This window comes from Pseudoalteromonas sp. NSLLW24 (genome assembly GCF_015864725.1).
Lineage (GTDB): Bacteria > Pseudomonadota > Gammaproteobacteria > Enterobacterales > Alteromonadaceae > Pseudoalteromonas > Pseudoalteromonas arctica.
The window spans coordinates 1-23,085 of the sequence record NZ_JADYWQ010000007.1 but is presented as its reverse complement, the minus strand read 5'-3'; the positions used below and the strand labels follow the sequence as shown (position 1 = coordinate 23,085).

Annotated in this window: 19 protein-coding genes; 13 read left to right on the top strand and 6 right to left on the bottom strand. The window is 40.1% G+C overall.

What is annotated here, in order from left to right:
* Nucleotides 1-10: 10 nt before the first annotated feature.
* The 4 genes from I6E72_RS09005 to I6E72_RS08990 all read left to right on the top strand — a co-directional run bounded on the left by I6E72_RS09005 (nt 11) and on the right by I6E72_RS08990 (nt 2,913).
* Nucleotides 11-538: an SPOR domain-containing protein gene (locus tag I6E72_RS09005; protein WP_007582031.1), complete on the top strand. Its 528-nt coding sequence runs from the start codon at nt 11-13 to the stop codon at nt 536-538.
* Nucleotides 539-617: 79 nt separating this feature from the next.
* A complete protein-coding gene (hslV, locus tag I6E72_RS09000) occupies nt 618-1,136 on the top strand; it encodes an ATP-dependent protease subunit HslV (RefSeq protein ID WP_002958366.1) in 519 nt (172 codons plus the stop codon).
* 11 nt (nt 1,137-1,147) lie between these two features.
* Nucleotides 1,148-2,476, top strand: a complete 1,329-nt coding sequence (gene hslU / locus I6E72_RS08995) for an HslU--HslV peptidase ATPase subunit (protein WP_007582032.1) — start codon at nt 1,148-1,150, stop codon at nt 2,474-2,476.
* Between the two features lie 62 nt (nt 2,477-2,538).
* Nucleotides 2,539-2,913: a gamma-butyrobetaine hydroxylase-like domain-containing protein gene (locus tag I6E72_RS08990; RefSeq protein ID WP_010553804.1), complete on the top strand. Its 375-nt coding sequence runs from the start codon at nt 2,539-2,541 to the stop codon at nt 2,911-2,913.
* Nucleotides 2,914-2,999: 86 nt separating this feature from the next.
* Here I6E72_RS08990 and I6E72_RS08985 read toward each other — a convergent pair whose 3' ends face one another.
* The 3 genes from I6E72_RS08985 to I6E72_RS08975 all read right to left on the bottom strand — a co-directional run bounded on the left by I6E72_RS08985 (nt 3,000) and on the right by I6E72_RS08975 (nt 6,557).
* Nucleotides 3,000-4,880, bottom strand: a complete 1,881-nt coding sequence (locus I6E72_RS08985; protein WP_101217276.1) for a methyl-accepting chemotaxis protein — start codon at nt 4,878-4,880, stop codon at nt 3,000-3,002.
* Nucleotides 4,881-4,989: 109 nt separating this feature from the next.
* The gene (locus tag I6E72_RS08980) at nt 4,990-6,021 is read right to left on the bottom strand and encodes an MJ1255/VC2487 family glycosyltransferase (protein WP_033026549.1); all 1,032 of its coding nucleotides are present in this window, start codon (nt 6,019-6,021) and stop codon (nt 4,990-4,992) included.
* Nucleotides 6,018-6,557, bottom strand: coding sequence for a phosphatase PAP2 family protein (locus tag I6E72_RS08975; RefSeq protein ID WP_033026551.1), 540 nt, complete (start codon nt 6,555-6,557; stop codon nt 6,018-6,020). The genes I6E72_RS08980 and I6E72_RS08975 overlap by 4 nt, the downstream gene beginning before the upstream one ends.
* 205 nt (nt 6,558-6,762) lie before the next feature.
* Between I6E72_RS08975 and rraA the strand changes: the two genes are divergently transcribed.
* A complete protein-coding gene (gene rraA / locus I6E72_RS08970; RefSeq protein WP_002959955.1) occupies nt 6,763-7,260 on the top strand; it encodes a ribonuclease E activity regulator RraA in 498 nt (165 codons plus the stop codon).
* 1 nt (nt 7,261) lies between these two features.
* Nucleotides 7,262-8,311, top strand: a complete 1,050-nt coding sequence (locus tag I6E72_RS08965; RefSeq protein WP_197111954.1) for a formimidoylglutamase — start codon at nt 7,262-7,264, stop codon at nt 8,309-8,311.
* Here I6E72_RS08965 and I6E72_RS08960 read toward each other — a convergent pair.
* Together I6E72_RS08960 and hutI are read right to left on the bottom strand one after the other, a co-directional pair.
* Nucleotides 8,308-9,972 carry a GGDEF domain-containing phosphodiesterase gene (locus tag I6E72_RS08960; RefSeq protein WP_197112158.1) on the bottom strand — a complete coding sequence of 555 codons (1,665 nt, stop codon included), beginning with the start codon at nt 9,970-9,972 and terminating at the stop codon, nt 8,308-8,310. The genes I6E72_RS08965 and I6E72_RS08960 overlap by 4 nt on opposite strands.
* 120 nt (nt 9,973-10,092) lie before the next feature.
* Nucleotides 10,093-11,340: an imidazolonepropionase gene (gene hutI, locus I6E72_RS08955; protein WP_197111952.1), complete on the bottom strand. Its 1,248-nt coding sequence runs from the start codon at nt 11,338-11,340 to the stop codon at nt 10,093-10,095.
* A gap of 119 nt (nt 11,341-11,459) precedes the next feature.
* On the opposite strand from hutI, the gene hutC reads away from it, so the two are divergent.
* From hutC to hutH, 3 genes are all read left to right on the top strand, one after another.
* Nucleotides 11,460-12,167: a histidine utilization repressor gene (gene hutC / locus I6E72_RS08950; RefSeq protein WP_007582045.1), complete on the top strand. Its 708-nt coding sequence runs from the start codon at nt 11,460-11,462 to the stop codon at nt 12,165-12,167.
* A 66-nt stretch (nt 12,168-12,233) separates the two neighbouring features.
* On the top strand, nt 12,234-13,907 hold the full coding sequence (gene hutU / locus I6E72_RS08945; protein WP_010553810.1) for a urocanate hydratase: 1,674 nt from the start codon (nt 12,234-12,236) through the stop codon (nt 13,905-13,907).
* Nucleotides 13,908-13,909: 2 nt separating this feature from the next.
* Nucleotides 13,910-15,445: a histidine ammonia-lyase gene (hutH, locus tag I6E72_RS08940; RefSeq protein ID WP_197102475.1), complete on the top strand. Its 1,536-nt coding sequence runs from the start codon at nt 13,910-13,912 to the stop codon at nt 15,443-15,445.
* On the opposite strand, the gene I6E72_RS08935 is transcribed toward hutH, so the two are convergent.
* On the bottom strand, nt 15,442-16,212 hold the full coding sequence (locus I6E72_RS08935) for an NADP-binding protein (protein WP_008137681.1): 771 nt from the start codon (nt 16,210-16,212) through the stop codon (nt 15,442-15,444). The genes hutH and I6E72_RS08935 overlap by 4 nt on opposite strands.
* Before the next feature lie 116 nt (nt 16,213-16,328).
* Between I6E72_RS08935 and I6E72_RS08930 the strand changes: the two genes are divergently transcribed.
* The 4 genes from I6E72_RS08930 to I6E72_RS08915 all read left to right on the top strand — a co-directional run bounded on the left by I6E72_RS08930 (nt 16,329) and on the right by I6E72_RS08915 (nt 23,000).
* Complete coding sequence (locus I6E72_RS08930; protein ID WP_024589902.1) at nt 16,329-18,356, top strand: methyl-accepting chemotaxis protein; 2,028 nt, start codon at nt 16,329-16,331, stop codon at nt 18,354-18,356.
* 371 nt (nt 18,357-18,727) lie between these two features.
* The gene (gene secA / locus I6E72_RS08925) at nt 18,728-21,442 is read left to right on the top strand and encodes a preprotein translocase subunit SecA (protein WP_010553814.1); all 2,715 of its coding nucleotides are present in this window, start codon (nt 18,728-18,730) and stop codon (nt 21,440-21,442) included.
* A gap of 68 nt (nt 21,443-21,510) precedes the next feature.
* Entirely contained in the window at nt 21,511-21,909 is a 399-nt protein-coding gene (gene mutT, locus I6E72_RS08920; protein ID WP_007582062.1) for an 8-oxo-dGTP diphosphatase MutT, read from the top strand.
* 23 nt (nt 21,910-21,932) lie between these two features.
* Nucleotides 21,933-23,000 (top strand): phosphotransferase enzyme family protein, encoded by a 1,068-nt coding sequence (locus tag I6E72_RS08915; protein ID WP_197111950.1) that lies wholly within the window; start codon nt 21,933-21,935, stop codon nt 22,998-23,000.
* Nucleotides 23,001-23,085 lie beyond the last annotated feature (85 nt).

The window sequence follows — 23,085 nt, the reverse complement described above, 5'->3', positions numbered from 1 at the left end:
AAATAACACCATGGCACAGCACGATTATATTAATAAAAAGCCTGCAGGCAGAAACAGTAAAAAAAACGCACCCGCTAAAAAACCATTTCCTATTCTTTTAGCCGTTATAGCCATCTTACTTGTAGGTGGTTTTGCCTACACACTATGGTTTATAAAAAGTAATGCCGATCCAAAACTTGTCGAAAAACAAGCTAACCCAACTGCACCCGCAAAAGTAGAAGTTGTTATTCCACGTACACCGGAATTTATTAAAGAAATTAGAAACCACGAGATTCAAGTTGAAGTAAAAGAACTTGAGCAAAAAGGTCCTTATGTTATGCAATGCGGTTCGTTCAGAACTCATGCACAAGCTGAATCGTTAAAAGCTAAAATCGCATTTGCAGGGCTCATTTCTGAGATAAAACAGGCTGAAGGCAGCAATGGTACTTGGTATAAAGTACGTTTAGGCCCTTATAAAACCAAACGCCAAGCCGAAAGCGATAAAAACAAACTTAAACGTGTAAAAATAGTCGGCTGCGGAATTTGGGGCTGGACTTGAAAATAAACCATTCACCCATATAACCTCATCATAATCGTTTTTTACGAGTTGCCTCTGCAGCTCGATGATGAGGAATAACATGACTACTATCGTAAGTGTTCGCCGCGGCGACAAAGTTGTAATTGGCGGCGATGGCCAAGTTTCACTTGGTAACACCGTAATGAAGGGTAACGCCCGCAAAGTTCGACGTCTTTATAATGGCAAAGTAATCGCTGGTTTTGCCGGCGGTACTGCTGATGCCTTCACTCTTTTCGAACGTTTTGAAAGCAAATTAGAAATGCACCAAGGTAACCTAACTAAAGCCGCAGTAGAAATGGCTAAAGATTGGCGAAGCGACCGTGCCCTTCGAAAACTCGAAGCGCTGCTCGCTGTAGCAGACGAAACAGCCTCTTTAATTATTACCGGTAATGGCGATGTAGTTCAGCCAGAAAACGATTTAATTGCGATTGGTAGTGGTGGTAACTTTGCGCAATCAGCTGCAACCGCCCTTTTAGAAAATACAGATTTAAGCGCTCGTGAAATAGTAGAGAAAAGCTTAACTATTGCAGGCAACATCTGCGTATTTACTAATAACTTCCAAACAATCGAAGAATTATAATAGGAACTATTATGTCTGATATGACCCCAAGAGAAATTGTTCACGAGCTAGATCAGCACATTATAGGTCAGGCTAAAGCTAAAAAAGCAGTCGCTATTGCGCTTCGTAATCGCTGGCGCCGTATGCAATTAAATGAAGATTTACGCAGTGAAGTAACACCAAAAAATATACTAATGATTGGCCCAACAGGTGTAGGTAAAACAGAAATTGCCCGCCGTTTAGCAAAACTTGCTAACGCACCATTCATTAAAGTAGAAGCGACTAAATTTACTGAAGTTGGTTATGTTGGTAAAGAAGTAGATACGATCATACGTGACCTCGTTGATGTTTCAATTAAAATGACTCGCGAACAGCAAACTAAAAAGTTTAAACATCGCGCCGAAGAAGCAGCAGAAGAGCGTATTTTAGATGCACTTTTACCACCGGTTAAAGATCAATATGGCGAAAGCCAACGCGACGATACTTCATCTACTCGCCAAACATTTCGTAAAAAATTACGTGAAGGTCAATTAGATGATAAAGAAATCGAGATTGAATTAGCGCAAGCTCAATCAAACGTAGAAATTATGGCGCCTCCTGGTATGGAAGATATGACCAACCAGTTACAAAGCATGTTTCAAAACATGGGCGGCGATAAACGCACTAAACGTAAGTTAAAAATTAAAGAGGCCTTCAAACTATTAACGGAAGAAGAAGCCGCTAAATTAGTAAACCCTGAAGAGCTAAAAGAACAAGCTATTTTTGCAGTAGAGCAAAACGGTATTGTGTTTATAGATGAAATAGACAAAATTTGTAAACGTGGTGATTCTTCAGGCCCTGATGTGAGCCGAGAAGGTGTTCAGCGCGACTTACTACCGCTAATTGAAGGCTCAACAGTAAACACTAAACACGGTATGGTTAAAACTGACCATATGTTGTTTATTGCCTCAGGTGCGTTCCAAATGTCTAAACCATCAGACATGATACCTGAGCTACAAGGTCGCTTACCGATTCGAGTAGAACTTGAACCACTAACTGCAGATGACTTTAAACGTATCCTGACAGAGCCGCATGCATCGCTTACTGAGCAACAACGAGAGCTCCTTAAAACTGAGCAAGTAACGATTGAGTTTAGTGATGATGCTATTGAGCGTATTGCTAAGGCAGCGTGGCAAGTTAACGAAAAAACCGAAAACATCGGTGCTCGTCGCTTGCATACTGTGATGGAAAGATTGATGGAAGAAATTTCATACGATGCTTCTGAAAAAGCAGGTTCATCACTTGTCATTGACGCCGCTTACGTTGAAAAACATCTAGGCGCACTTGTTGAAGATGAAGACTTAAGCCGCTTCATTCTATAAAACGAATATAAACGTTATACTAAAAGCCTCCAGATTGGGGGCTTTTTAATGGGATATATAAAATGAAACACGTTACAAAAGTGCATTACCACAGCGTGAGTAAAAATTTAGATGTTTATTTTGACGACGATAGCCAAGCAGTCTTTAGCTGTGAATTTTTACGCGTTCACTCTCCCTCTGCTGAAGTGCAAGGCCATGGCTCTGGTCCAATGAAGCTAGTACTTAATAAACAATCTGTAGGTATAAAAAACATAGTACCTGTTGGGCATTATGCACTGCGTTTAGATTTCGATGATGGTCACAATAGCGGACTGTTCAGTTGGAGTTACTTTGAAAAACTACAAGCGCAGCAACAAACGTTGAGCGATGAATATTCGGCACGCGTAGCCGAGCACGAACAAAACAAAAACAGTGTACCAATAAAGTTTATTCCTTAAACCTTATTGGTAACTTTAGGTGGGTATTTTTAGATTAGTTAACCTAAACCCTGGTTAAGATATTTACTATCCAGGGTTCAAGTTAGTTACACTTTAAACTTATCAATAGCGCTAAATAACACTCTAGCTTGCTCAGATACTTCTTCGCTAGTTTGGGCGTTTTTAGCAGCATGTTCAGTTGCATCTTGCGCAATGTCGCGAATTCTTACTACATTTTTATTAACCTCTGATGCCACTTGGCTTTGCTCGTCAATAGCAACCGCTATTTGAGAGCTCATTTCCATTATTGTTTGTACATCTTCAGTAATTGCGCCTAATAACTCACCTGCTTTAATTGCTTGCGAGGCACTTTCATCGCCTTGAGAACGACATTTGTGCATAATACTTACCACTTCTTGAGTACGCTGCTGTAAGGTACTTATAATACCTTCAATCTCACTCGTAGACTCTTGAGTACGCTTCGCTAATGAACGAACCTCATCTGCAACAACAGCAAAGCCACGACCATACTCACCAGCACGGGCCGCTTCTATTGCCGCATTAAGTGCGAGTAAATTTGTTTGATCTGCAATCCCCCGAATTACATCAAGCACTGAACCAATTGTTTCGCCATCTTTTTCAAGTTGCGACACTACATTTGATGCATTCCCTAACGAATCAGATAGGGCCCTAATGTGCTTAACGGTAGAGTCAACTTCACTGCGCCCTTGTTGAGCACTTAAATTTGTTGACTCTGCTTTTTTAGCAGCCGCTTCAGTATTATGTGAAATATCCTGAATCGTCGCCTGCATTTCGGTGGCTGCAGTTGCAACCATGTCGGCTTCATGTAATTGCTCTTGCATACCGGAGCTTGTTGCTGCAGTACTTTCTGATAAATGCTCTGTTGCTATATTAAGCGTATTTAAAGCACCATTAACTTCGTTAATTAAGTTTTTAAAATCGCCTATTAAGCTATTAAAGTCGACCGTCATGGTGGTAATTTCGTCTTTACCTGTTTGCTCTATCATCACGCTTAAATCATTATTACGACGAATATCGTTAATGGTGTGATAAACCCGCTCTATAGGCACAATAATCGAGCGGCTCGTGAAATAAACCAACATCAAAACAATAATGCCAGCAATCACAAAAATAAGAATGGCTAAAAATTGTGCCTGTTCAACGCTTTTATCTACCTGTTGCTTAGTGCTTAATAGTATCTGCGCAACGATTGCATCACTTTGTTCAACACTTTTACGCATTTTTCCAAGTGCACCTGAATTTAAATCTAAGCCCAATTCAACCTGTGCCTGGACCAATGCTTGAAATTGCGTTTGGTAGGAATTTAAAAAGCCATTTAATTGAGCTGTATACCCCGTATCAAATTGAGCCTGAGCGATTTGCTGCTTTAAAGTATCAACCCCTTCATCAAATCGAGTTAAATACTTAAGATCAAAACGTAGCATAAAATCTTTTTCAGCCCGTCTTAACTGTAATATAGAAGATAAGAGTTTGTAATTACCTTGCTCTTTGAGCAAGCTTTCAACCTCGTGTACTGCACTTCTTAGTTCGCCATACAGCCCATCTTTTGGGTGTAATCCAATGCGTTTTTGTAGCACAACAACACTCATAAAGTCATTGTTATAAGTACTTACCAAACTATCTAGATTACTTATTTTTTGGGTTTCGATACCCTGCTCTTGCATAATTACATTCAACTTAGCAATCTTACTTTTAAGCTGGTTATAATCTTGTTCAAATAAGTCTAATGCTTCTTCTTGTTTATAAAAAAGAAAGTTTTTTTCATGTTTACGCAGTTCTAATTCATGGATATTAAGCTCTTCAGCAAGCTGAATTGTTTTATTTAAGCTTAACGTTGTTCTCGCTTCATAAATTATTACGCATAAAAGGACCACCATTGCTAAACCAACAACGACTGCGTTTAACTGTAAACGTCGTTTGATTGTTAAGTTTTGTAAAAAATTCATCGCTAACGCCTTTTTAAAATATGCATTTGTATTATAGCTGATAGCTCAGAAGCGACTCATTAATTTAACTTTTTATTATTGGTTATTCCAAGCTACTTAATTATGATGGCTATAAAGCGACACTATCCCACAAACCTTTGTGTAACGATTGTGTGTTATTCCACTGTTGTTTAACCAACCAATCAATTAAAGGCGCGGGATCGCTAGGGTAATTTATTTGCTTATTTTGCGGGGCGCTATTCCAGTCATCAAGGGCTTGCGGGTTTAAATAGTTCATAACATGCGCCATGCCCATGGCAAACAAAGTTTGTGCATTTGCGGTTTGCTCAAACTGCCCATCTAAAGGCTTTAATAGTAACTTCTTACCTAACTTAAGCGCTTCACTGGCAAGCTCAAACCCCGCATTACCAATAACGCCACTCGTGTTTGCTAAGTCATTTAAAAAGCCAGAACGTGAGGGTGGTCGCAAATGTATATGTCCAAAAGACTGATTGCAGGCATTTGGGTGATAACAATAAAATTCTTTTTCGGGAAAGTCTTTTAAGTAATCAACAATGCTATCTAAGTTTTCAAACGGTAAATATACCAATACCTTATTTAGTACCGCGACAGGGTTCTCATGATTATGATGAGCAATAAAAGGCGGGATTATATTATTTGCAAATGGCTTCCAGTGTACGCCTAAGTAGGTAGATGCTGGTGCATAATGCTTGATGAGTGATTTTCTAAGTACACCACGACCAAATATAGGTACGTTTTCTGACAAAAATGCGGCTTGGTGACTAATACCGATAACGGGTATATCGGCCCGTTTTGCAGCCCATGCTGTGACTGGCTCAAAGTCATTAAGTACAAAATCGTACTGTTTTATATCAAGCGATTTTATATCACTCACCAGCTTACAAACTCGCATGTTTTTAAGTGTTTTTAAATTTTTCACTTGCCCATTTTCAGTACTAAACGATAAGCCCCGATACGCTTTATAATCTGAGAATTCGTGCATATCAAAGTAATCTTTATTTGCTCGCCCTGAAAACACATAATCAACATCAATACCAAGTTTATTAAAGCAACTTGCCATAACCCTAGCCCGCGTTATATGACCATTACCGGTACCCTGCACTCCATACAATATTTTCATACAGGTACCACAAGCGCTAATGCGAATAAGCCACAAACACTGCCAATAATCGCACCTATAATAATATCAGCAGGAAAATGTACGCCTAATACAACACGAGAAATAGCCACACCAGCAGCCCAACTAAGTAGTAGCCATATATATTCAGGGAAAAAGTGACTTAGTATAATCGCAACTAAGAACGCTGCAGCGCTGTGACCCGAGGGCAAACTAAATTTATCACTTGGTACTATATAAGCATTTGTTACTAAGCAGTCGCATGGACGGATGCGGGCAAATCTATTTTTGGCCAATAAATAAATGGGCCTTTCTATAGCAAAACCAACTAATATCGTTACAGGTAATAATTGTTGCTGCTCATTATTACTAAGCCACCACACCGCTAAACACACAAGTATGTAAAGCCCTCCATCACCGCTTTTTGATAATCCAAACGCCATTGTTTTAAACCACTTCGGTGAGTTGCAATTAAACAGAGTTAAAAATAATTGCTCATCTAGCAGAGCTGCCCTTTTAAACATATTATTGTTATCCATCACTTCCCCCTCATTGCATAATATATGAACACCGATTTAGCTTATGTGTTGTAAATAACAATTGAGTGACGCTTTTAAGACACTATTATTGCGATTAATGATTTAGCGCTTGTTTTGTCTAAATTTACTGCGATTAAGTCGTTGTTATTGCTTATAAGGAGGGTATACTGAGGTATAAATTAATGTACCTTTTGAGGATAAAATAATGGATTACAGCACTTCTGATTTATGTGACCACTTTGCTGATGTGGTTGACGTGCTAGAGCCAATGTTCATCAACTTTGGTGGTCGACACAGCTTTGGTGGCCGCATTAAAACGGTTAAATGTTTTGAAAATAATGAACTGATCCGCGAATTACTTTCTCAAGACGGTACAGACTTAGTGCTTCTTATTGACGGTGGTGGCTCAACTCGCCGTGCACTTATTGATATTGAATTGGCCGAACTTGCACTTGAAAACAACTGGAATGGTATTGTTGTTTACGGCGCAGTACGCCACGTTGATGAGCTTGAAGAACTTGATTTAGGCATTCAAGCAATTGCTTCCATTCCTGTTGCAGCTGACAGTGAAGGTGCTGGCGAGGATGCTATAGGCGTTAACTTTGCCGGTGTATCATTTTTTGATGATGACTTTATTTATGCTGATAGTACTGGCATTGTTTTATCTGCAGAAGAATTAGAATTGGAAGTTGTAGAAGTATAACGTGACCTCCCATTTAAAAGTATATGATGAAAGCGCGGTTAGAGCACTTTGCTCTAGCCGCGTAAATGAAAAAAAAGCATGGCAATCAATGGCCTTGCTAGACACTCAAGTAAACCTGCAACAAGCACTTATTGACGCAGCTCAATTTGGCATTCGCTACGTACTTCTTGGTATTTGCGAAGATATTGGCCCAAAAGCAAATTTAGGAAATGGCGGTGCAAACGAAGCATGGTCTGCTTTTTTAAAACGTTTTTTAAACCAACCTCATAATCAATTTATTGCCACTCAAAAAGTACTTTTATTGGGTGAAGTAAATACTGATGATTTAATGGCGCAAAGCAACCAACTTAATAATCAGCAAGCCCAGCAGTTAACTCAATTACGAGATTTATGCCAACAACTTGATGAACGCGTAGAGTCAGTATTAAGCCTTATTTTTAAAGCAGGGCTTGAGCCAATCGTAATTAGCGGAGGTCACAATAATTGCTTAGGTATTATTCGCGCGCTAAGTAAGTCAAAAAACACGCCTGTTAATGCTATCAATTTTGACCCTCATGCCGATTTTAGAGAATGTGAAGGTCGTCATAGTGGTAATGGTTTTCGCTACGCGTATAACGAGCAACATTTAAGTAATTACCATGTTATTGGCTTACATGAATTAAAAAATAATCAAGCAATTATAGATGCAATGAGTGAAGCTAACTTTAAGTTTGATAGCTATCAATCTATACAAGTTAAGCGAAAAATCACACTAACGCAGGCAATTGAAAATGCACTAAGTAATTTTAATGATTTACCACTGGGTGTTGAAGTTGATTTAGATAGTATTACTTATATGCCAGTTAGTGCGTATACATATTGCGGATTTAGCGTGAGTGACACTGAGCACTTTGTGCATTTAGCTGCAAGCCATCGCTACTCTAAGTACTTACACTTATGTGAAGCAGCGCCTAGCCAGCATCCTAACGGGTTAGATGCCGGTGCTGCCCATGTAGGGCAAGTGATTAGTGCACTTGTAAATAGCTACCTACAAGCCAAAGAAAACACTTAACGTTGTTGAACCGATCGCCACTCTTTTAGCCAGCTCATTAAGCCGATACTACTTAGCGGATGACCAAAGTAATAACCTTGTGCAGCATAACCTTTTAAGCTTTTTACAAACTTAAGTTGTTCAAGTGTTTCTACTCCTTCAAAAATTACTTTTGTTTTTTGTTGGCTATGCATATCAACCATTCCACCAACTAAACTGCGTATATTGTTTTGATTACTAAAGTCAGCGGTAAGTGAAGGTGAAACCTTAATATACTCAACCGCTAAACTTGGTAACTTAGAAAGTAGTACTGGGTTATCACCAAGTCCATCCACACATACTTTTAAGCCTATGTTATTAAGCCTTGCGATCATGCCTCGACCTTTGTCATCTAAACCAGCAAAAATATGTAAAGGGCATTCAACAATCAAGTCTCCCGCCTCTAAGTGATGCTCATTTATAACAACATCAACAAATTCAACAAACTCTTCATTTAGCATTTCAGGGCCAAATACGTTAATGCTAAGCGGTATAGAAATACCTTCTACTCTAAGCGCCATTGCAAGCTCAGCGGCTCTCTCCATTACAAATTTAGCAAGCGGGTAACCAAGCCCTGCTATTCTTATGTCGTCAATAAAACGATTAGCAGATAAAATTCCTTGCTTAGGATGCTGCCAACGCAGTAGTAATTCTAAAAACTCAATTTGACCGTTTTCGTTGCAAATTATAGGTTGAAAATAGAGTTCTAATTCGCTCGAAAAATCAATATTTGCTAATTCTTTTAGTCGCGCTTGTTGCTCTCGCAGTTCAATCATCATTTGTTGATGATAAGGCACAACCTTGCGATTTGGGTGGCTATCGAGTGCTAGGTATGCGTACGATATTAAATTATCAAAGTTATTGTCTTGCTCATTACAATCAACATAACTCGCCCTCGCTTTTACCTCTACAGTGCAGTTAGCGACATTAAATGGCTTAAGCGTTGCACCCAGTATTTGTTCAATAACCAACTCATGCAAATGTTTTTGATTCGCAAAACTACAAATAAATGCAAAGTTAAGGCCCCCTAAGTGGGCTAGCTTTTCTTGCCCAACTAAAGTCACTATTTCGTCACTTGAAAGCAGTTCTTTTATTCGATTAGCCGATTGTGCTAACAGTATATCGCCAAAGTCACGTCCAATGTGCTGGTTAACTTGCTCAAATCCTTCAAGACGAATAACGATTAACGCTGCACTTACTTGCTTATTGTCGCACCATGCATAGTAACCTTGACGTAACTGTTTTCTATCTGCAAAAACCGAAAGCGGAGACTCTTCAATAAATGCATCACCTGTAGGTTCTGGCTCTATCACGACTTCTATTTCAGCGCTTTCATCATTTAAAAAGCCAACAATAGCTAATAATAATATCGCTAACACAACCCAAAATAACGGAACTTCCAATAATAAATGAGCTGAAAATAGAACAACAAATAAAAGACCAGCCATTGAGCTGGTAATAATCATGCTCCAATTATTTCGCTCGAAGGCTTGCCATAAATGAAAACAAAATCCAAAGGCAAGTAAAATGGCAAGCCAAGCTGCGCCCGTACTCAAAATAGCCAAACCAACACCTGCTGTGCATAAATAGCTAAATTTAATACTGGCATTTTTAACGGCAAATAAAGTGGCAATCATCGCCATCAATAGTGCACCACTAAAAAATATTGGAAAATTACTGTCGGTTAGTATGTTCAAATTAACGGCATCCGTATTCGCTAAAAAAGTTTAAACCAAGTTATATGTGGGTAAAAATAATACAAACTAATTAATTCTACCCAAAATCCATAAATTTAGCAGTTTATTTACGCCAAATTGGTAACTTAATTGTGATGGATGACTTATTTGCCAATGCGCAATATCAGCTCTTGCGCCAACCTTTAAAATACCACGCTCGTCTAACCCTAGTGCTTTAGCTGCATTTCGAGTAACACCAGCTAATGCTTGCTCAGGTGTTAATCTAAACAATGTGCATGCCATGTTCATCATCAAGTGCACTGAGCACAGCGGTGAAGTACCTGGGTTAAAATCACTCGCAATAGCTATCGGTACTTTATATTGATTAAGTAATTCAATAGGTGGGAATTTAGTTTCTCTTAAAAAATAAAATGCACCTGGCAATAACACCGCGACCGTCCCAGCGTCTGCCATGGCTTTTACACCCTCTTCATCGAGATGCTCAATATGATCCGCCGAAAGGCCATTAAACTGCGCCACCAGCTTAGCACCCTGTTGATTAGATAACTGCTCAGCATGGCATTTTACTGGGAGGTTATGCTTTTTAGCCGCCTGGAAAACACGTTTGGTTTGCGAATGACTAAAGCCTACATTTTCACAAAATACATCGACTGCATCAGCAAGATTATTAGCCACTACCTGATCAAGCATGTCAGTACATACCAAATCAATATATTCATCAGCACGGCCTTTGTATTCAGGCGGTAGAGCATGCGCCCCTAAAAAAGTAGTTTTAATATCAATAGGATGATGCTCACCTAATAAACGAGCTACTTCTAATATTTTTATCTCGTTTTCAGTATCTAGCCCATAGCCCGACTTTATTTCAACGGTGGTTACACCTTCTTTTAATAACGTATTTAAGCGATCTTTTGCATCAACAAACAATTGCTCACGGTCGGCTGCTCTTGTGGCTTTAACCGTACTTGCTATGCCACCGCCTTGTGCTGCGATTTGCTCATAACTTACACCCTGCAAGCGCTGCTCAAACTCTTGCGATCTTGAACCTGCAAACACTAAATGTGTATGACAATCTATTAAGCCCGGCGTTAACCACTGCCCTTTTATACTCAATGTCGGCGTTGCAAACACATCAAAACTGGGCAACGTTGATTGCTCTCCAATCCACGCAATTTCACCATTTTTAATAGCTATAGCAGCATTTTCGATTGCGCCATAAGGGGCATTTATATTGCTATCCATAGTGGCAATATTGGCATCAGTTAAAAGTAAGTCGATTTCTTCTAACTCATAATTTTTTGTTGTGCTTTGCATTTTACAGCCCTTTTTACGCCCAGAGTGATGAAAATATAGTCTAACAACCCACCTTGTATATACAAGGTAATTGTGTCATCTTATTTATATAGTTTATTTTTAATGTAACCATAAATTTAATGACGACACCTAAATTTGCGCAAATAAAACAATTCATTGTTGATAAAATTCGCAGCGGTACGTGGCAAGAAAACCAACGTGTTCCCTCTGAAAACGAACTAAGTAGTCAATTTAGTGTCAGCAGAATGACAGCCCGCCGAGCACTAAGCGAATTAACCGAGGCAGGTATTTTAACCCGCAGCCAAGGGCTTGGTACATTTGTAGCCACATTTAAATCGCAGTCATCGTTACTCGAAATAAAAAACATTGCTGATGAAGTAAAAGAGCGTAACGGCAACTACACCTGTAGTGTACTCATACTTGAATCAATAAATGCAGTCGCACCTATTGCCATTGCGCTTGGTGTTGAGATTGACAGTGTTGTATATCGAAGTGTACTCGTGCATAACGAAAACGACAGCCCCTTGCAGCTAGAAGAGCGTTTTGTAAACCCTGCACTTGCGGCTGGTTACTTACAACAAGACTTTAGCACGCTTACACCTCATGAATATCTATCTAGTGTTGCACCACTTACCCAAGCGAGGCATACCGTAGAGGCTATTATGCCAAACAGCGAAATGTGCCAATGGTTAAATTTATATAACGAAGAACCATGCTTACAAGTTATTCGACGCACATGGTCTATTAACGGCATTGTAAGCTTTGCGCGCCTTGTATCACCAGGCAGTAAATATCGCTTAGGTGGACACTTAACATTTAAAAAATAACAAACAATAGCGCTTACTGCGCTTTTTTTATAACAAATCACCTTGTATATACAACAGGAGCAAAACATGAACAACCGACTCGACACAAGTCGCGTAATACGTGCACCTCATGGCGATAAAATAAGTGCTAAAAGCTGGCAAACTGAAGCTGCTAAGCGCATGCTAATGAATAATTTAGACCCTGAAGTTGCAGAACATCCTCATGCACTTGTTGTATATGGTGGTATTGGCCGAGCAGCTCGTGATTGGCCAAGTTATGACAAAATTATAGAAACCCTCGATAGACTCGAAAGCGACGAAACTCTGCTTGTACAATCAGGAAAACCCGTTGGTGTATTTAAAACCCACAGTAATGCCCCTCGTGTACTTATTGCCAACTCAAACCTTGTTCCACACTGGGCAAATTGGGAGCACTTTAACGAGCTCGATAAAAAAGGCTTGATGATGTACGGACAAATGACAGCGGGTTCTTGGATTTATATTGGCTCGCAAGGCATTGTACAAGGCACTTACGAGACCTTTATAGCCATGGCAAAGCAACATTTTTCAGGTAGTGCTAAAGGCAAGTGGGTATTAACGGGTGGCCTTGGAGGTATGGGCGGTGCGCAACCACTTGCCGCTACAATGGCAGGGTTTAGTGCGCTAGTTGTTGAATGTGATGAAAGCCGTATCGATTTTCGTATAAAAACAGGCTACGTTGATGTAAAAGCAACGAACCTTGAACACGCACTGCAATTAATAACCGACGCGTGCATAAAAGGTGAAGCCCTATCAGTTGGCTTACTTGGTAACGCTGCCGATGTATTTAGTACACTGGTTAAAACAGGTATTACACCTGATGTAGTCACAGATCAAACATCAGCTCACGATCCATTAAATGGTTACTTACCACAAAACTGGACAATGGAGCACGCAGCAAAAATGCGTGAGCAAGATCCAAAAGCGGTAGTAAAAGCGGCTAAACAATCAATGGCAGTCCAAGTTAGAGCCATGCTGGCGCTGCAAAAAGCGGGTGCCGCCACTACTGATTACGGAAATAATATTCGTCAAATGGCGTTTGATGAAGGTGTTACCAACGCGTTTGATTTTCCTGGATTTGTACCCGCCTATATTCGCCCTTTATTTTGTGAAGGTATTGGACCATTTAGATGGGTAGCACTATCAGGCGATCCAGAAGATATTTATAAAACCGATGCAAAAGTAAAAGAGCTTATTCCTGATGATGCACATTTGCATAACTGGCTTGATATGGCCCGTGAACGTATTCAATTTCAAGGGCTACCTGCACGTATTTGTTGGGTAGGTTTAAAAGATAGAGCACGCCTTGCATTGGCCTTTAACGAAATGGTTAAAAATGGCGAACTTAAAGCCCCTATCGTTATTGGTCGCGATCACCTCGACTCTGGCTCAGTTGCCAGCCCTAACCGCGAAACAGAAAGTATGAAAGATGGCTCTGATGCGGTATCGGATTGGCCATTACTCAATGCACTGCTTAATACAGCAAGTGGCGCTACTTGGGTGTCCCTTCATCATGGCGGCGGTGTAGGTATGGGCTTTAGTCAGCACTCTGGTGTGGTTATTGTTGCCGATGGTACAAATGAAGCTAAAGAGTGTATTGCTCGCGTACTTTGGAACGACCCTGCAACGGGTGTAATGCGCCATGCTGATGCTGGATACGACATAGCAAAGAACTGCGCTAAAGAACAAAATTTAGACCTACCAATGTTAGACAAGGAATAATCATGTTCAAACTTACTCTCACTCCAGGCTCACTTAATTTAAACACGCTAAAAAAAATTAATAATTCACCAGTAAAGTTAAGCCTTGTACAGCATGCTGAATCACAAATAGCTGCCAGCGCACAAACCGTTCAAAACGTTATTAATGAGCACCGCACTGTATACGGGATTAACACCGGCTTTGGGTTATTAGCTAATACCAAAATAGCCGACGACGAACTTGAATTATTACAGCGCTCCATTGTGCTTTCACACGCTGCGGGCATTGGCGAATACATGGATGACAGCACAGTAAGATTAATGATCACCTTAAAAGTAAACTCGCTTTCGCGCGGCTACTCGGGTATTCGCCTGCAAGTAATCCAATTTTTTATGCAGCTGCTTAGTAGCGAAGTATATCCGTGCGTGCCTAAAAAGGGCTCAGTGGGGGCATCGGGGGATTTAGCCCCTCTTGCGCATATGTGCCTACCTTTATTAGCTGAAGGTCAAATGCGACATAAAGGAAAAATAATTAGTGCAGCACAAGGGTTAAAAATAGCGGGGCTTGAACCTCTTACCCTTGCAGCTAAAGAAGGCTTAGCATTATTAAATGGCACACAAGCGTCAACTGCGTTTGCACTACAAGGCCTATTTAGAAGCGAGAACTTATATGCACAAAGCTGCGTTATCGGCTCGATAAGCATAGAAGCTGCAATGGGCAGTCGCGCGCCATTTGATGCACGTATTCATGATATTCGTGGTCAGCGCGGACAAATAGACACCGCTCAAGTATTTAGAGAGCTACTCGATACGCACTCTCAAATTAGTGATTCCCACGTCAATTGTGAAAAAGTACAAGATCCATACTGCCTTCGCTGCCAACCTCAAGTGCTAGGTGCTTGCCTAACTCAGATACGCCAAGCCGCAGAAGTGTTGCTATGCGAGTCAAACGGTGTAACCGATAATCCGCTAGTTTTTGCCGATGTAGGCGACATCATTTCTGGAGGGAATTTTCATGCAGAACCCGTTGCAATGGCTGCCGATAACCTCGCTATTGCGATTGCCGAAATTGGTGCTTTAGCAGAAAGACGAATTGCATTACTTATTGACTCAAACCTATCTAAGTTACCGCCATTTTTGGTTGAAAACGGCGGGGTAAATTCAGGTTTTATGATTGCTCAAGTAACCGCTGCTGCGCTTGCGTCAGAAAACAAATCATTAGCACATCCGGCTTCGGTCGATAGCTTGCCTACATCTGCAAATCAAGAAGATCATGTATCTATGGCAACCTTTGCAGCAAGGCGCTTAGATGAAATGGCCAATAATACCCAAGGTGTTTTGGCAATAGAATGGTTAGCATCGGTTCAAGGGCTAGAATTTAGAAAGCCGCTTGAACCATCAAATAAAGTGCAAAGCGCTAAAGCGTTATTACGCGAGCATGTGAGTTATTATGATAAAGACCGCTACTTTGCTCCCGATATCGAAGCTGCTAATACATTACTAAGTGAAGGTAAGCTATGTGACTTCATAGAGAGCAGTCCCCTGCCTTCAGCATATTAAATACCATATTGGTAAGTAAAGCCTAGCGCTTCAATAGCTGAGCCAATAACTTTGCGCTCAGCTTTATCATCACTGGTAAAGCGTGGTAACTCGCCACCATGTTCTGCACACTTCACTGCGTAGTATTCAGCTTTTGTCGGGTGCGCAGGATTAACAACATTATAAATATTTTGCCCTACTTGCCAGTGCTCTATCACCGCAAAGATAGCATTAATTACATCTTGTTGGTGCACCATATTTACTACTTGCTCACTTGATGTATTAAGCTCTTTGCCTGCCACAAAACGACCAGGTTCTCTATTAGGCCCTAGTAATCCAGCTAAACGCAGCACTTTCCCGTCTTGCTCAAGTACTTGCTCTTCTGCCTCATAGAGCTTTATTTGGCGCTCGTTTGTGCATGAAATATCGCAACTTTCGCTATATACACCAGGCTCTTGATCGTATACCCCGGTTGACGAGCATAATAAAAAGCCCTTTGCGTTTAACTCCTTTGAAAGCTTAAGCGCTGCGGTGAGTGTTTCAGGATAATTACTTTCACTGTGCCTGCTACGTGGTGGAATAGCACATACCCAATAAGCATTTTGTAAATCAACTTGATGTCTTAATTGCCCATCTTCAAGTGTAAACTGACGCTCAAAGTCAAACTCGTGTATATCTGTTCTATGCGTTCCTTGTACTTGCCAATCAGCTTTTTGCGCACTTACGCATAACGCATGTCCTAACCAACCTGCACCTAATACTACTAATTTATTACTTTTATTTGTCATTTTTGTATAAGCCTTTATTTTAAACGCATAATTAGTTCTTTCTATCTAACTTTATAGAGATTTTAAGTAAGATATGATTAGATATAATTTCATAAATAATAAAAATATGCGTACTCATGCTAAATAATTTATCATTACGGAAGAAAATATTATTATTGATTGGTGGAACAATTACCGTTTTACTAATTATTGCCTCAACATTTTTTGTTAAACACATTGCCAACCTCTCTAGAGAAAACATAGAAAATGAAGCGCAAAGTTATCTACAGACCGAGCAACTTTCAATGCAAAGTTACTTTGCGATGTACGGAAAAATGGTATCAACCTTTGTTAATAACCCACATTTAATCAACTTTTTTGAAAATTGGGATACTCGCGATCAAGCACTTGAAAGCGCCCCTGGCTACAACGAAGTAAACCAAGACTTTGTCCGTTTAAGCTCAAATGACGAAAACATTTTATCGGCCTTTTTTGCCTCAGCAACCACCGGTGAATACTTTAAAGAAAATGAACGTACAAGTCACTACAACGGCCAGCCTTATTACGCCTACAAGCGTGGTTGGTGGCAAGAAGCCATGCAAGTTAACAAACTTTACGTAGGTCCAATCTCTGTTGATTTAACCACAGGCGTAGCATCCGCAGTAGTACAACAACCTGTTTATAACGCACAGCGTAAACTCATTGGTATGGGCGGTGTTGATTTACAACTAAACAAAATTAACGACATGGTCGAAAATATTCGCTTTAACGGCCAAGGTTATGGATTTTTACTCGATGGAAATCAAAAAGTAGTTCACTTTTCAAAAGCCACTGGACACAAACTTTCAATTACAGATGAAGGTGCAAACGGTAAAGAAGGACTCGATGCGCTTGAGCAACAGTTTACAGATACAGCAGGCTTTAAAGAATTAAATACACAAATGCGAAATAACCTTAAAGGTAGCCAAATGGTTACTTTTAAAGGTGAGCAGTTTTATGTGGTTTACCATCGTCTGCAGCTAGAGCAGCCTTATATAGATTGGTATGTAGGTCTACTTATTCCTACTAGCATGATTGAAGAGCCCGTAAATGCCGCAGTAACCGCAACAACAACTGCAGTAGTTATTATCTTAATTATTATATTAGCCATGATTTTATGGGCTACTCATATGATTTCAAAACCCATCACAACACTTACGCACATTATGCGTGATATAGCATCGGGCGAAGGCGACCTTACTCAAAAAATTGATATTAATAGCCAAGATGAAGTGGGACAGCTGGCCAATCATATGAACACTTTTATTGATAAATTACGCGCCATGATGCTAGAAACCGCAGCGCAAGCAGAACAGCTAAGTAATGCAGCAGCTCAGCTAAGACATGTTTCTGAGCAAACTAATTCTGAAATTCAGCAAGAGAAGCAGCAAGTTGATAGCGTCAGCGCTGCGGTAACTGAAATGGCGACTACTGTGCTTGAAATATCACGTAATGCACAACATACAAATAACGCAGCTGAAGAAGTTCAGGCAATTACAGCTGAAGGTGCAAGCCGTTCTACACAGGCGCAAAAAGTAATGACTGAGCTGGCGTTGCATATTGGCGAAGCATCTAAAGTGGTAGCAGGCCTTGAACAAGAAAGTAATAACATTGGTGCGTTAGTCGATGTAATTAATTCAATTGCCGATCAAACCAACTTACTTGCACTTAATGCGGCTATAGAGGCAGCTCGTGCCGGTGAACACGGTCGAGGCTTTGCCGTTGTTGCTGATGAAGTACGCTCACTAGCAAGTCGCACACAAGAATCAACTGACGATATTCGTAATATGATTTCGCGCTTGCAGCAAATAGCTCAACAGGCCTCAGTGATGATGCAACAAGGACAAGATCAAACCGAGGGCTCAGTACTGCAAACTAAAGAAGTACTTAGCTCACTTCACAATATTGCGCAGTCGGTCACTAAAGTACAAGACCAAAGTCATCAAATAGCAACATCAACTGAGGAGCAAACAGTCGTAGCTGAAGATATTAATACGAGCCTTTCGGCAATTAATAACTTAGTGAACAGTACAGCTGACCATGCGCACACCCTCGCTGACGAAGCTCGTGACTTAAGTGATTTAGCTGCAGCACTTAACAAAACGGTTAACCAATTTAAATTATAAAACACTCATTTAATAGCTGTGTTTAAGCGTCAAACTTAAGCGCAGCTATAACCCTTGTTTTTAATTTATTTAGCACCATATCTTTACAGTTCGCTACTATTTTTACTGTAATTGAGTAATACAAAGTTATTTTTACGAACCAGATCAAATTTTTCGATTTTATACACAGATCTTTTTATTGAGATAGTTTGTTGTTTGGCAGAGTCTGGTATAGTAGCGCACGTAATAAACAGTGCTTTTTGAGCGGTTTAATACAATATTGCTAATTAATATGTTCTAAGTGTTATTTAAAAGCACATATTAATTACCAATTGTTAAAAATGGGTTAGCCGATACTCGGCTGACAAAGAATACATTGTAACGGTTTTATCATGATATCTAATTTATTTACCAAGCTTTTTGGTAGTCGCAATGACCGCACTATTAAAAACTTAAGAAAGACGGTCGCGCTAATCAATGCGCTAGAAACGCAACTTGAAGCGCTTTCTGATGAAGATTTAAGAGCTAAAACAGCTGAGTTTAGAGAACGTTACGATAACGGACAAGGCCTTGACGATATCCTACCTGAAGCTTTTGCTGTGGTACGTGAAGCGTCAAAGCGTGTAAATGGCATGCGTCATTTCGACGTGCAGTTATTAGGTGGTATGGTTTTACATCAAGGTCGCATTGCAGAAATGCGTACCGGTGAAGGTAAAACACTAACAGCTACCCTACCAGCTTATTTAAACGGCTTAACAGGCAAAGGTGTTCACGTAATTACTGTGAATGACTACCTTGCTAAACGTGATGCTGAAACCAACCGTGCGTTATTTGAATTTTTAGGCCTTACTGTAGGCTGTAACGTACCGGGTATGATGCCACAGCAGAAGAAGCTAGCTTATACTGCTGACATTACGTACGGTACAAATAACGAATTTGGTTTTGACTACCTTCGCGATAATATGGCTTTTAGCATTGATGAACGTGTTCAGCGTCCATTATTTTATGCCGTAGTCGATGAAGTGGATTCAATCTTAATTGATGAAGCGCGTACTCCGCTTATTATTTCAGGCCCAGCTGAGGACAGCTCTGAGCTATACACTGAAATAAATACCATCGTTCCTTTACTTGAACTTCAAGAAAAAGAAGACGAAGAAGGTGTTGAAGGCGACGGCGATTACACTATTGATGAAAAGTCTAAGCAAGTTCATTTAACAGAACGTGGTCAAATTAAAGTAGAAGAGCTACTTACTGAACGCGGCTTAATTGAAGAAGGCGATTCGCTTTACTCAGCAGCAAGCATTACGCTACTAAGTCACGTTTATGCGGCCCTTCGTGCCCACAAGCTATACCAAAAAGATGTTGATTACGTAGTAAAAGAAAACGAAGTAATCATTATCGATGAGCATACTGGTCGTTCAATGGAAGGTCGTCGTTGGTCAGAAGGTTTACACCAAGCTGTTGAAGCTAAAGAAGGTGTAAATATTCAGAACGAAAACCAAACACTTGCATCTATTACGTTCCAAAACTACTTCCGTTTATACGAAACATTAGCAGGTATGACAGGTACTGCCGATACTGAAGCTTTTGAGTTTCAATCTATCTACGGCCTAGATACTGTTGTTATGCCAACTAATAAGCCAATGGTTCGTGATGATCGCGCCGACTTAGTTTACCTAACGCAAGAAGAAAAATACGAAGCAATTTTAATTGACATTAAAGACTGTCAAGACCGCGGACAACCGGTACTTGTAGGTACTATTTCAATTGAAAGCTCTGAGTATTTATCACAGTTTTTACGCAAAGAAAAAATTAAGCACAACGTACTTAATGCCAAATTTCATGCGCAAGAAGCAGATATCGTTTCAGATGCTGGCCTACCAGGTACAGTAACAATTGCAACCAACATGGCCGGTCGTGGTACCGATATCGTGTTAGGTGGTAACTGGAACAGTGAAGTTGAAAAACTTGAGAACCCAACTGCTGAGCAAATTGCTGAAATTAAAGCAGCTTGGAAAATTCGCCATGATGCGGTAATTGATGCTGGCGGTTTACATATCATTGGTACTGAACGTCACGAATCTCGTCGTATAGATAACCAATTACGTGGTCGTTCTGGTCGTCAAGGTGACGCCGGTTCTAGCCGTTTCTACCTATCGATGGACGATGCATTAATGCGTATCTTCGCTGGTGAACGCATGACTAACATGATGCGTAAACTAGGTATGCAACGCGGTGAAGCAATTGAACATCCATGGGTAAACCGTGCGATTGAAAATGCACAGCGTAAAGTAGAAGCACGTAACTTTGATGTTCGTAAGCAATTGCTTGAGTACGATGATGTAGCAAACGATCAACGTCGCGTTGTTTACTCTCAACGTAATGAGCTACTTGAAGAAGGCGATATTTCAGAAACTATCACAGCAATTCGTGGTGATGTTCTTGCTAGTGTAATTGATCAGTACATTGCACCACAAAGCCTTGCTGAAATGTGGGATATTCCTGGCCTTGAAGAACGTTTAAAACAAGACTTCTTAATTGAATTACCAATTACTCAGTGGTTAGCAGATGACAATAAACTATACGAAGAAAAACTTCGTGAGCGTATTGAGCAGGCGGTTGAGCAGTCGTACAAGCAAAAAGAAGAGCAAGTTGGCGACTCTGTTTTACGTCAATTCGAAAAAGCGATTATGCTACAAAGTCTTGATCAGCATTGGAAAGATCACCTTGCTGCTATGGATCACTTACGTCAAGGTATTCATCTACGTGGTTACGCGCAAAAGAATCCTAAGCAAGAGTATAAGCGTGAGTCGTTTGAGCTGTTTTCTGAAATGCTTGAAAACTTGAAAGTAGATGTTGTAAGCATCCTAAGTAAAGTACAAGTACGCGCAGAAGAAGATGTTGAAAAAGTAGAAGAGCAACACCGTAAAAGTGAAAATGCTCCTCGCGAATACCAACATGAAGAAGCTGAGCAAGTAGGTGGCGAAGCGCCAGCACCAGAAACAGCTACTGTAATGGCTCGTACAGAACCAAAAGTAGGTCGTAATGACCCTTGTCCTTGTAAATCAGGTCAAAAATTCAAACAATGTTGCGGTAAATTAAAATAGCCCAATATTGTTATTAGCTTATTAAAAAGCGGCGCTAGCGTCGCTTTTTTTTATGGAGTTTTAAAGTAATGACTATAGAAATTGTACATGTAGCTGTTGGTGTTATTAAGAAAAATAACGCTATATTCATTTGTAAACGCGCAGATGAACAACATCAAGGCGGTTTATGGGAATTTCCTGGTGGCAAAGTAGAAGCAGGTGAAAGTGTTTTTGTTGCACTTAAACGCGAGCTTATTGAAGAAGTTGGATTAACAATTCACAGCTCTAGTCAACTTATGGTGATTGAACATGACTACGGCGATAAGTGCGTTAAATTAGATGTACACGTAGTGAGTAACTTTAGCGGTGAAGCACATGGCGCTGAAGGACAACCTAGTGAATGGGTAGCAATTAGTGAATTAGAAAATTATGATTTTCCTGAAGCTAATGCTGAAATTATCGAGAAAATAGTAGCCCGATACGCATAATAAACTAGGTACAAGTGAGCACAATGAACATCTCAATACAAAATAAGCTAAGCGAACAATTAGCATTAAATCCTGAGTTAACTCAAGTTAGTGTGATTGGTAGCGGCCATATAAATAGTACATGGCTACTTACGTGTATTGATAAACAGTTTATTGTGCAAAAACTTAATACTGAGGTATTTAAATACCCTGCTCAATTAGTAAGTAATGCAAAACTAATTGAGCAGCATTTAAATACCAAACAACTACAAAGCAACTACCCCCTTGAAACAGTTAAGCATATAGCCATACAAAACAACGAACACTTAATAGAAATTGATAGCGCGCATTATCGCGTCCTTAGCTATATTAGTGACAGTTACAGCGAAGACGTTGTTAAAAATGCGCAACAGAGCGAGCAAGCGGCTTACGCCTTTGGCGTATTCGCCCATGCATTACAAGATTTTGATGCACAACAACTACATATTGTAATCCCTGATTTTCACAACTTAGCGATGCGCTTTGAGCAATTAAATATCGCAATCACAAATAACTCTGTAAATAGAGTAAAGCACTGCGCTGACGAAATAGAATATTGCTTATCGCAGCAGCATTTAATTACCGAGCTTAGCAACATTGCCAAGCAGATACCGCTTAGAGTGTGTCATAACGATACAAAAATAAATAATATGCTATTTTGTAATACAACTCACAAAGCAAAAGCAGTGATTGATTTAGACACCTGTATGGCAGGATTTAGGCTTTATGATTTTGGCGACATGGTACGCACTTTTTGCTCCCCCGAAGCCGAGGATTCAACAAACTTACGCAACGTTGTTATTCGAAAAGATATATTTTCAGCCATTGTTAAAGGCTATGTAACGCCATTAAAAAGTAGCATGAGTACAAAAGAACAAGAAAGCCTGCTGTTAGGCGCTAAAATAATGCCGCTCATGTTAAGTGTGCGCTTTTTAACTGATTACTTAAATAACGATGTGTACTTTAAAGTGGCTCATGCAGAGCATAATTTAGAGCGAGCACAAAACCAACTCGCGCTTTATAAAAACATACTCAGTAACGAAAAATGGATGCACCAATACTTAATGAGCTAAAGCTTATTTAACCTGATGTAATGGTCTCCTCCCTATACGGCATCTATGTGCCATGATTAAAGTGGTTACAATAATCAAAGGGAAA

Bases quoted from the DNA above. Each gene is read 5' to 3' on its own strand.
- I6E72_RS09005 (WP_007582031.1), top strand. From the start codon at position 11: ATGGCACAGCACGATTATATTAATAAAAAGCCTGCAGGCAGAAACAGT.
- hslV (WP_002958366.1), top strand. From the start codon at position 618: ATGACTACTATCGTAAGTGTTCGCCGCGGCGACAAAGTTGTAATTGGC.
- hslU (WP_007582032.1), top strand. From the start codon at position 1,148: ATGTCTGATATGACCCCAAGAGAAATTGTTCACGAGCTAGATCAGCAC.
- I6E72_RS08990 (WP_010553804.1), top strand. From the start codon at position 2,539: ATGAAACACGTTACAAAAGTGCATTACCACAGCGTGAGTAAAAATTTA.
- I6E72_RS08985 (WP_101217276.1), bottom strand. From the start codon at position 4,880: ATGAATTTTTTACAAAACTTAACAATCAAACGACGTTTACAGTTAAAC.
- I6E72_RS08980 (WP_033026549.1), bottom strand. From the start codon at position 6,021: ATGAAAATATTGTATGGAGTGCAGGGTACCGGTAATGGTCATATAACG.
- I6E72_RS08975 (WP_033026551.1), bottom strand. From the start codon at position 6,557: ATGGATAACAATAATATGTTTAAAAGGGCAGCTCTGCTAGATGAGCAA.
- rraA (WP_002959955.1), top strand. From the start codon at position 6,763: ATGGATTACAGCACTTCTGATTTATGTGACCACTTTGCTGATGTGGTT.
- I6E72_RS08960 (WP_197112158.1), bottom strand. From the start codon at position 9,972: ATGGCGATGATTGCCACTTTATTTGCCGTTAAAAATGCCAGTATTAAA.
- hutI (WP_197111952.1), bottom strand. From the start codon at position 11,340: ATGCAAAGCACAACAAAAAATTATGAGTTAGAAGAAATCGACTTACTT.
- hutC (WP_007582045.1), top strand. From the start codon at position 11,460: ATGACGACACCTAAATTTGCGCAAATAAAACAATTCATTGTTGATAAA.
- hutU (WP_010553810.1), top strand. From the start codon at position 12,234: ATGAACAACCGACTCGACACAAGTCGCGTAATACGTGCACCTCATGGC.
- hutH (WP_197102475.1), top strand. From the start codon at position 13,910: ATGTTCAAACTTACTCTCACTCCAGGCTCACTTAATTTAAACACGCTA.
- I6E72_RS08935 (WP_008137681.1), bottom strand. From the start codon at position 16,212: ATGACAAATAAAAGTAATAAATTAGTAGTATTAGGTGCAGGTTGGTTA.
- I6E72_RS08930 (WP_024589902.1), top strand. From the start codon at position 16,329: ATGCTAAATAATTTATCATTACGGAAGAAAATATTATTATTGATTGGT.
- secA (WP_010553814.1), top strand. From the start codon at position 18,728: ATGATATCTAATTTATTTACCAAGCTTTTTGGTAGTCGCAATGACCGC.
- mutT (WP_007582062.1), top strand. From the start codon at position 21,511: ATGACTATAGAAATTGTACATGTAGCTGTTGGTGTTATTAAGAAAAAT.
- I6E72_RS08915 (WP_197111950.1), top strand. From the start codon at position 21,933: ATGAACATCTCAATACAAAATAAGCTAAGCGAACAATTAGCATTAAAT.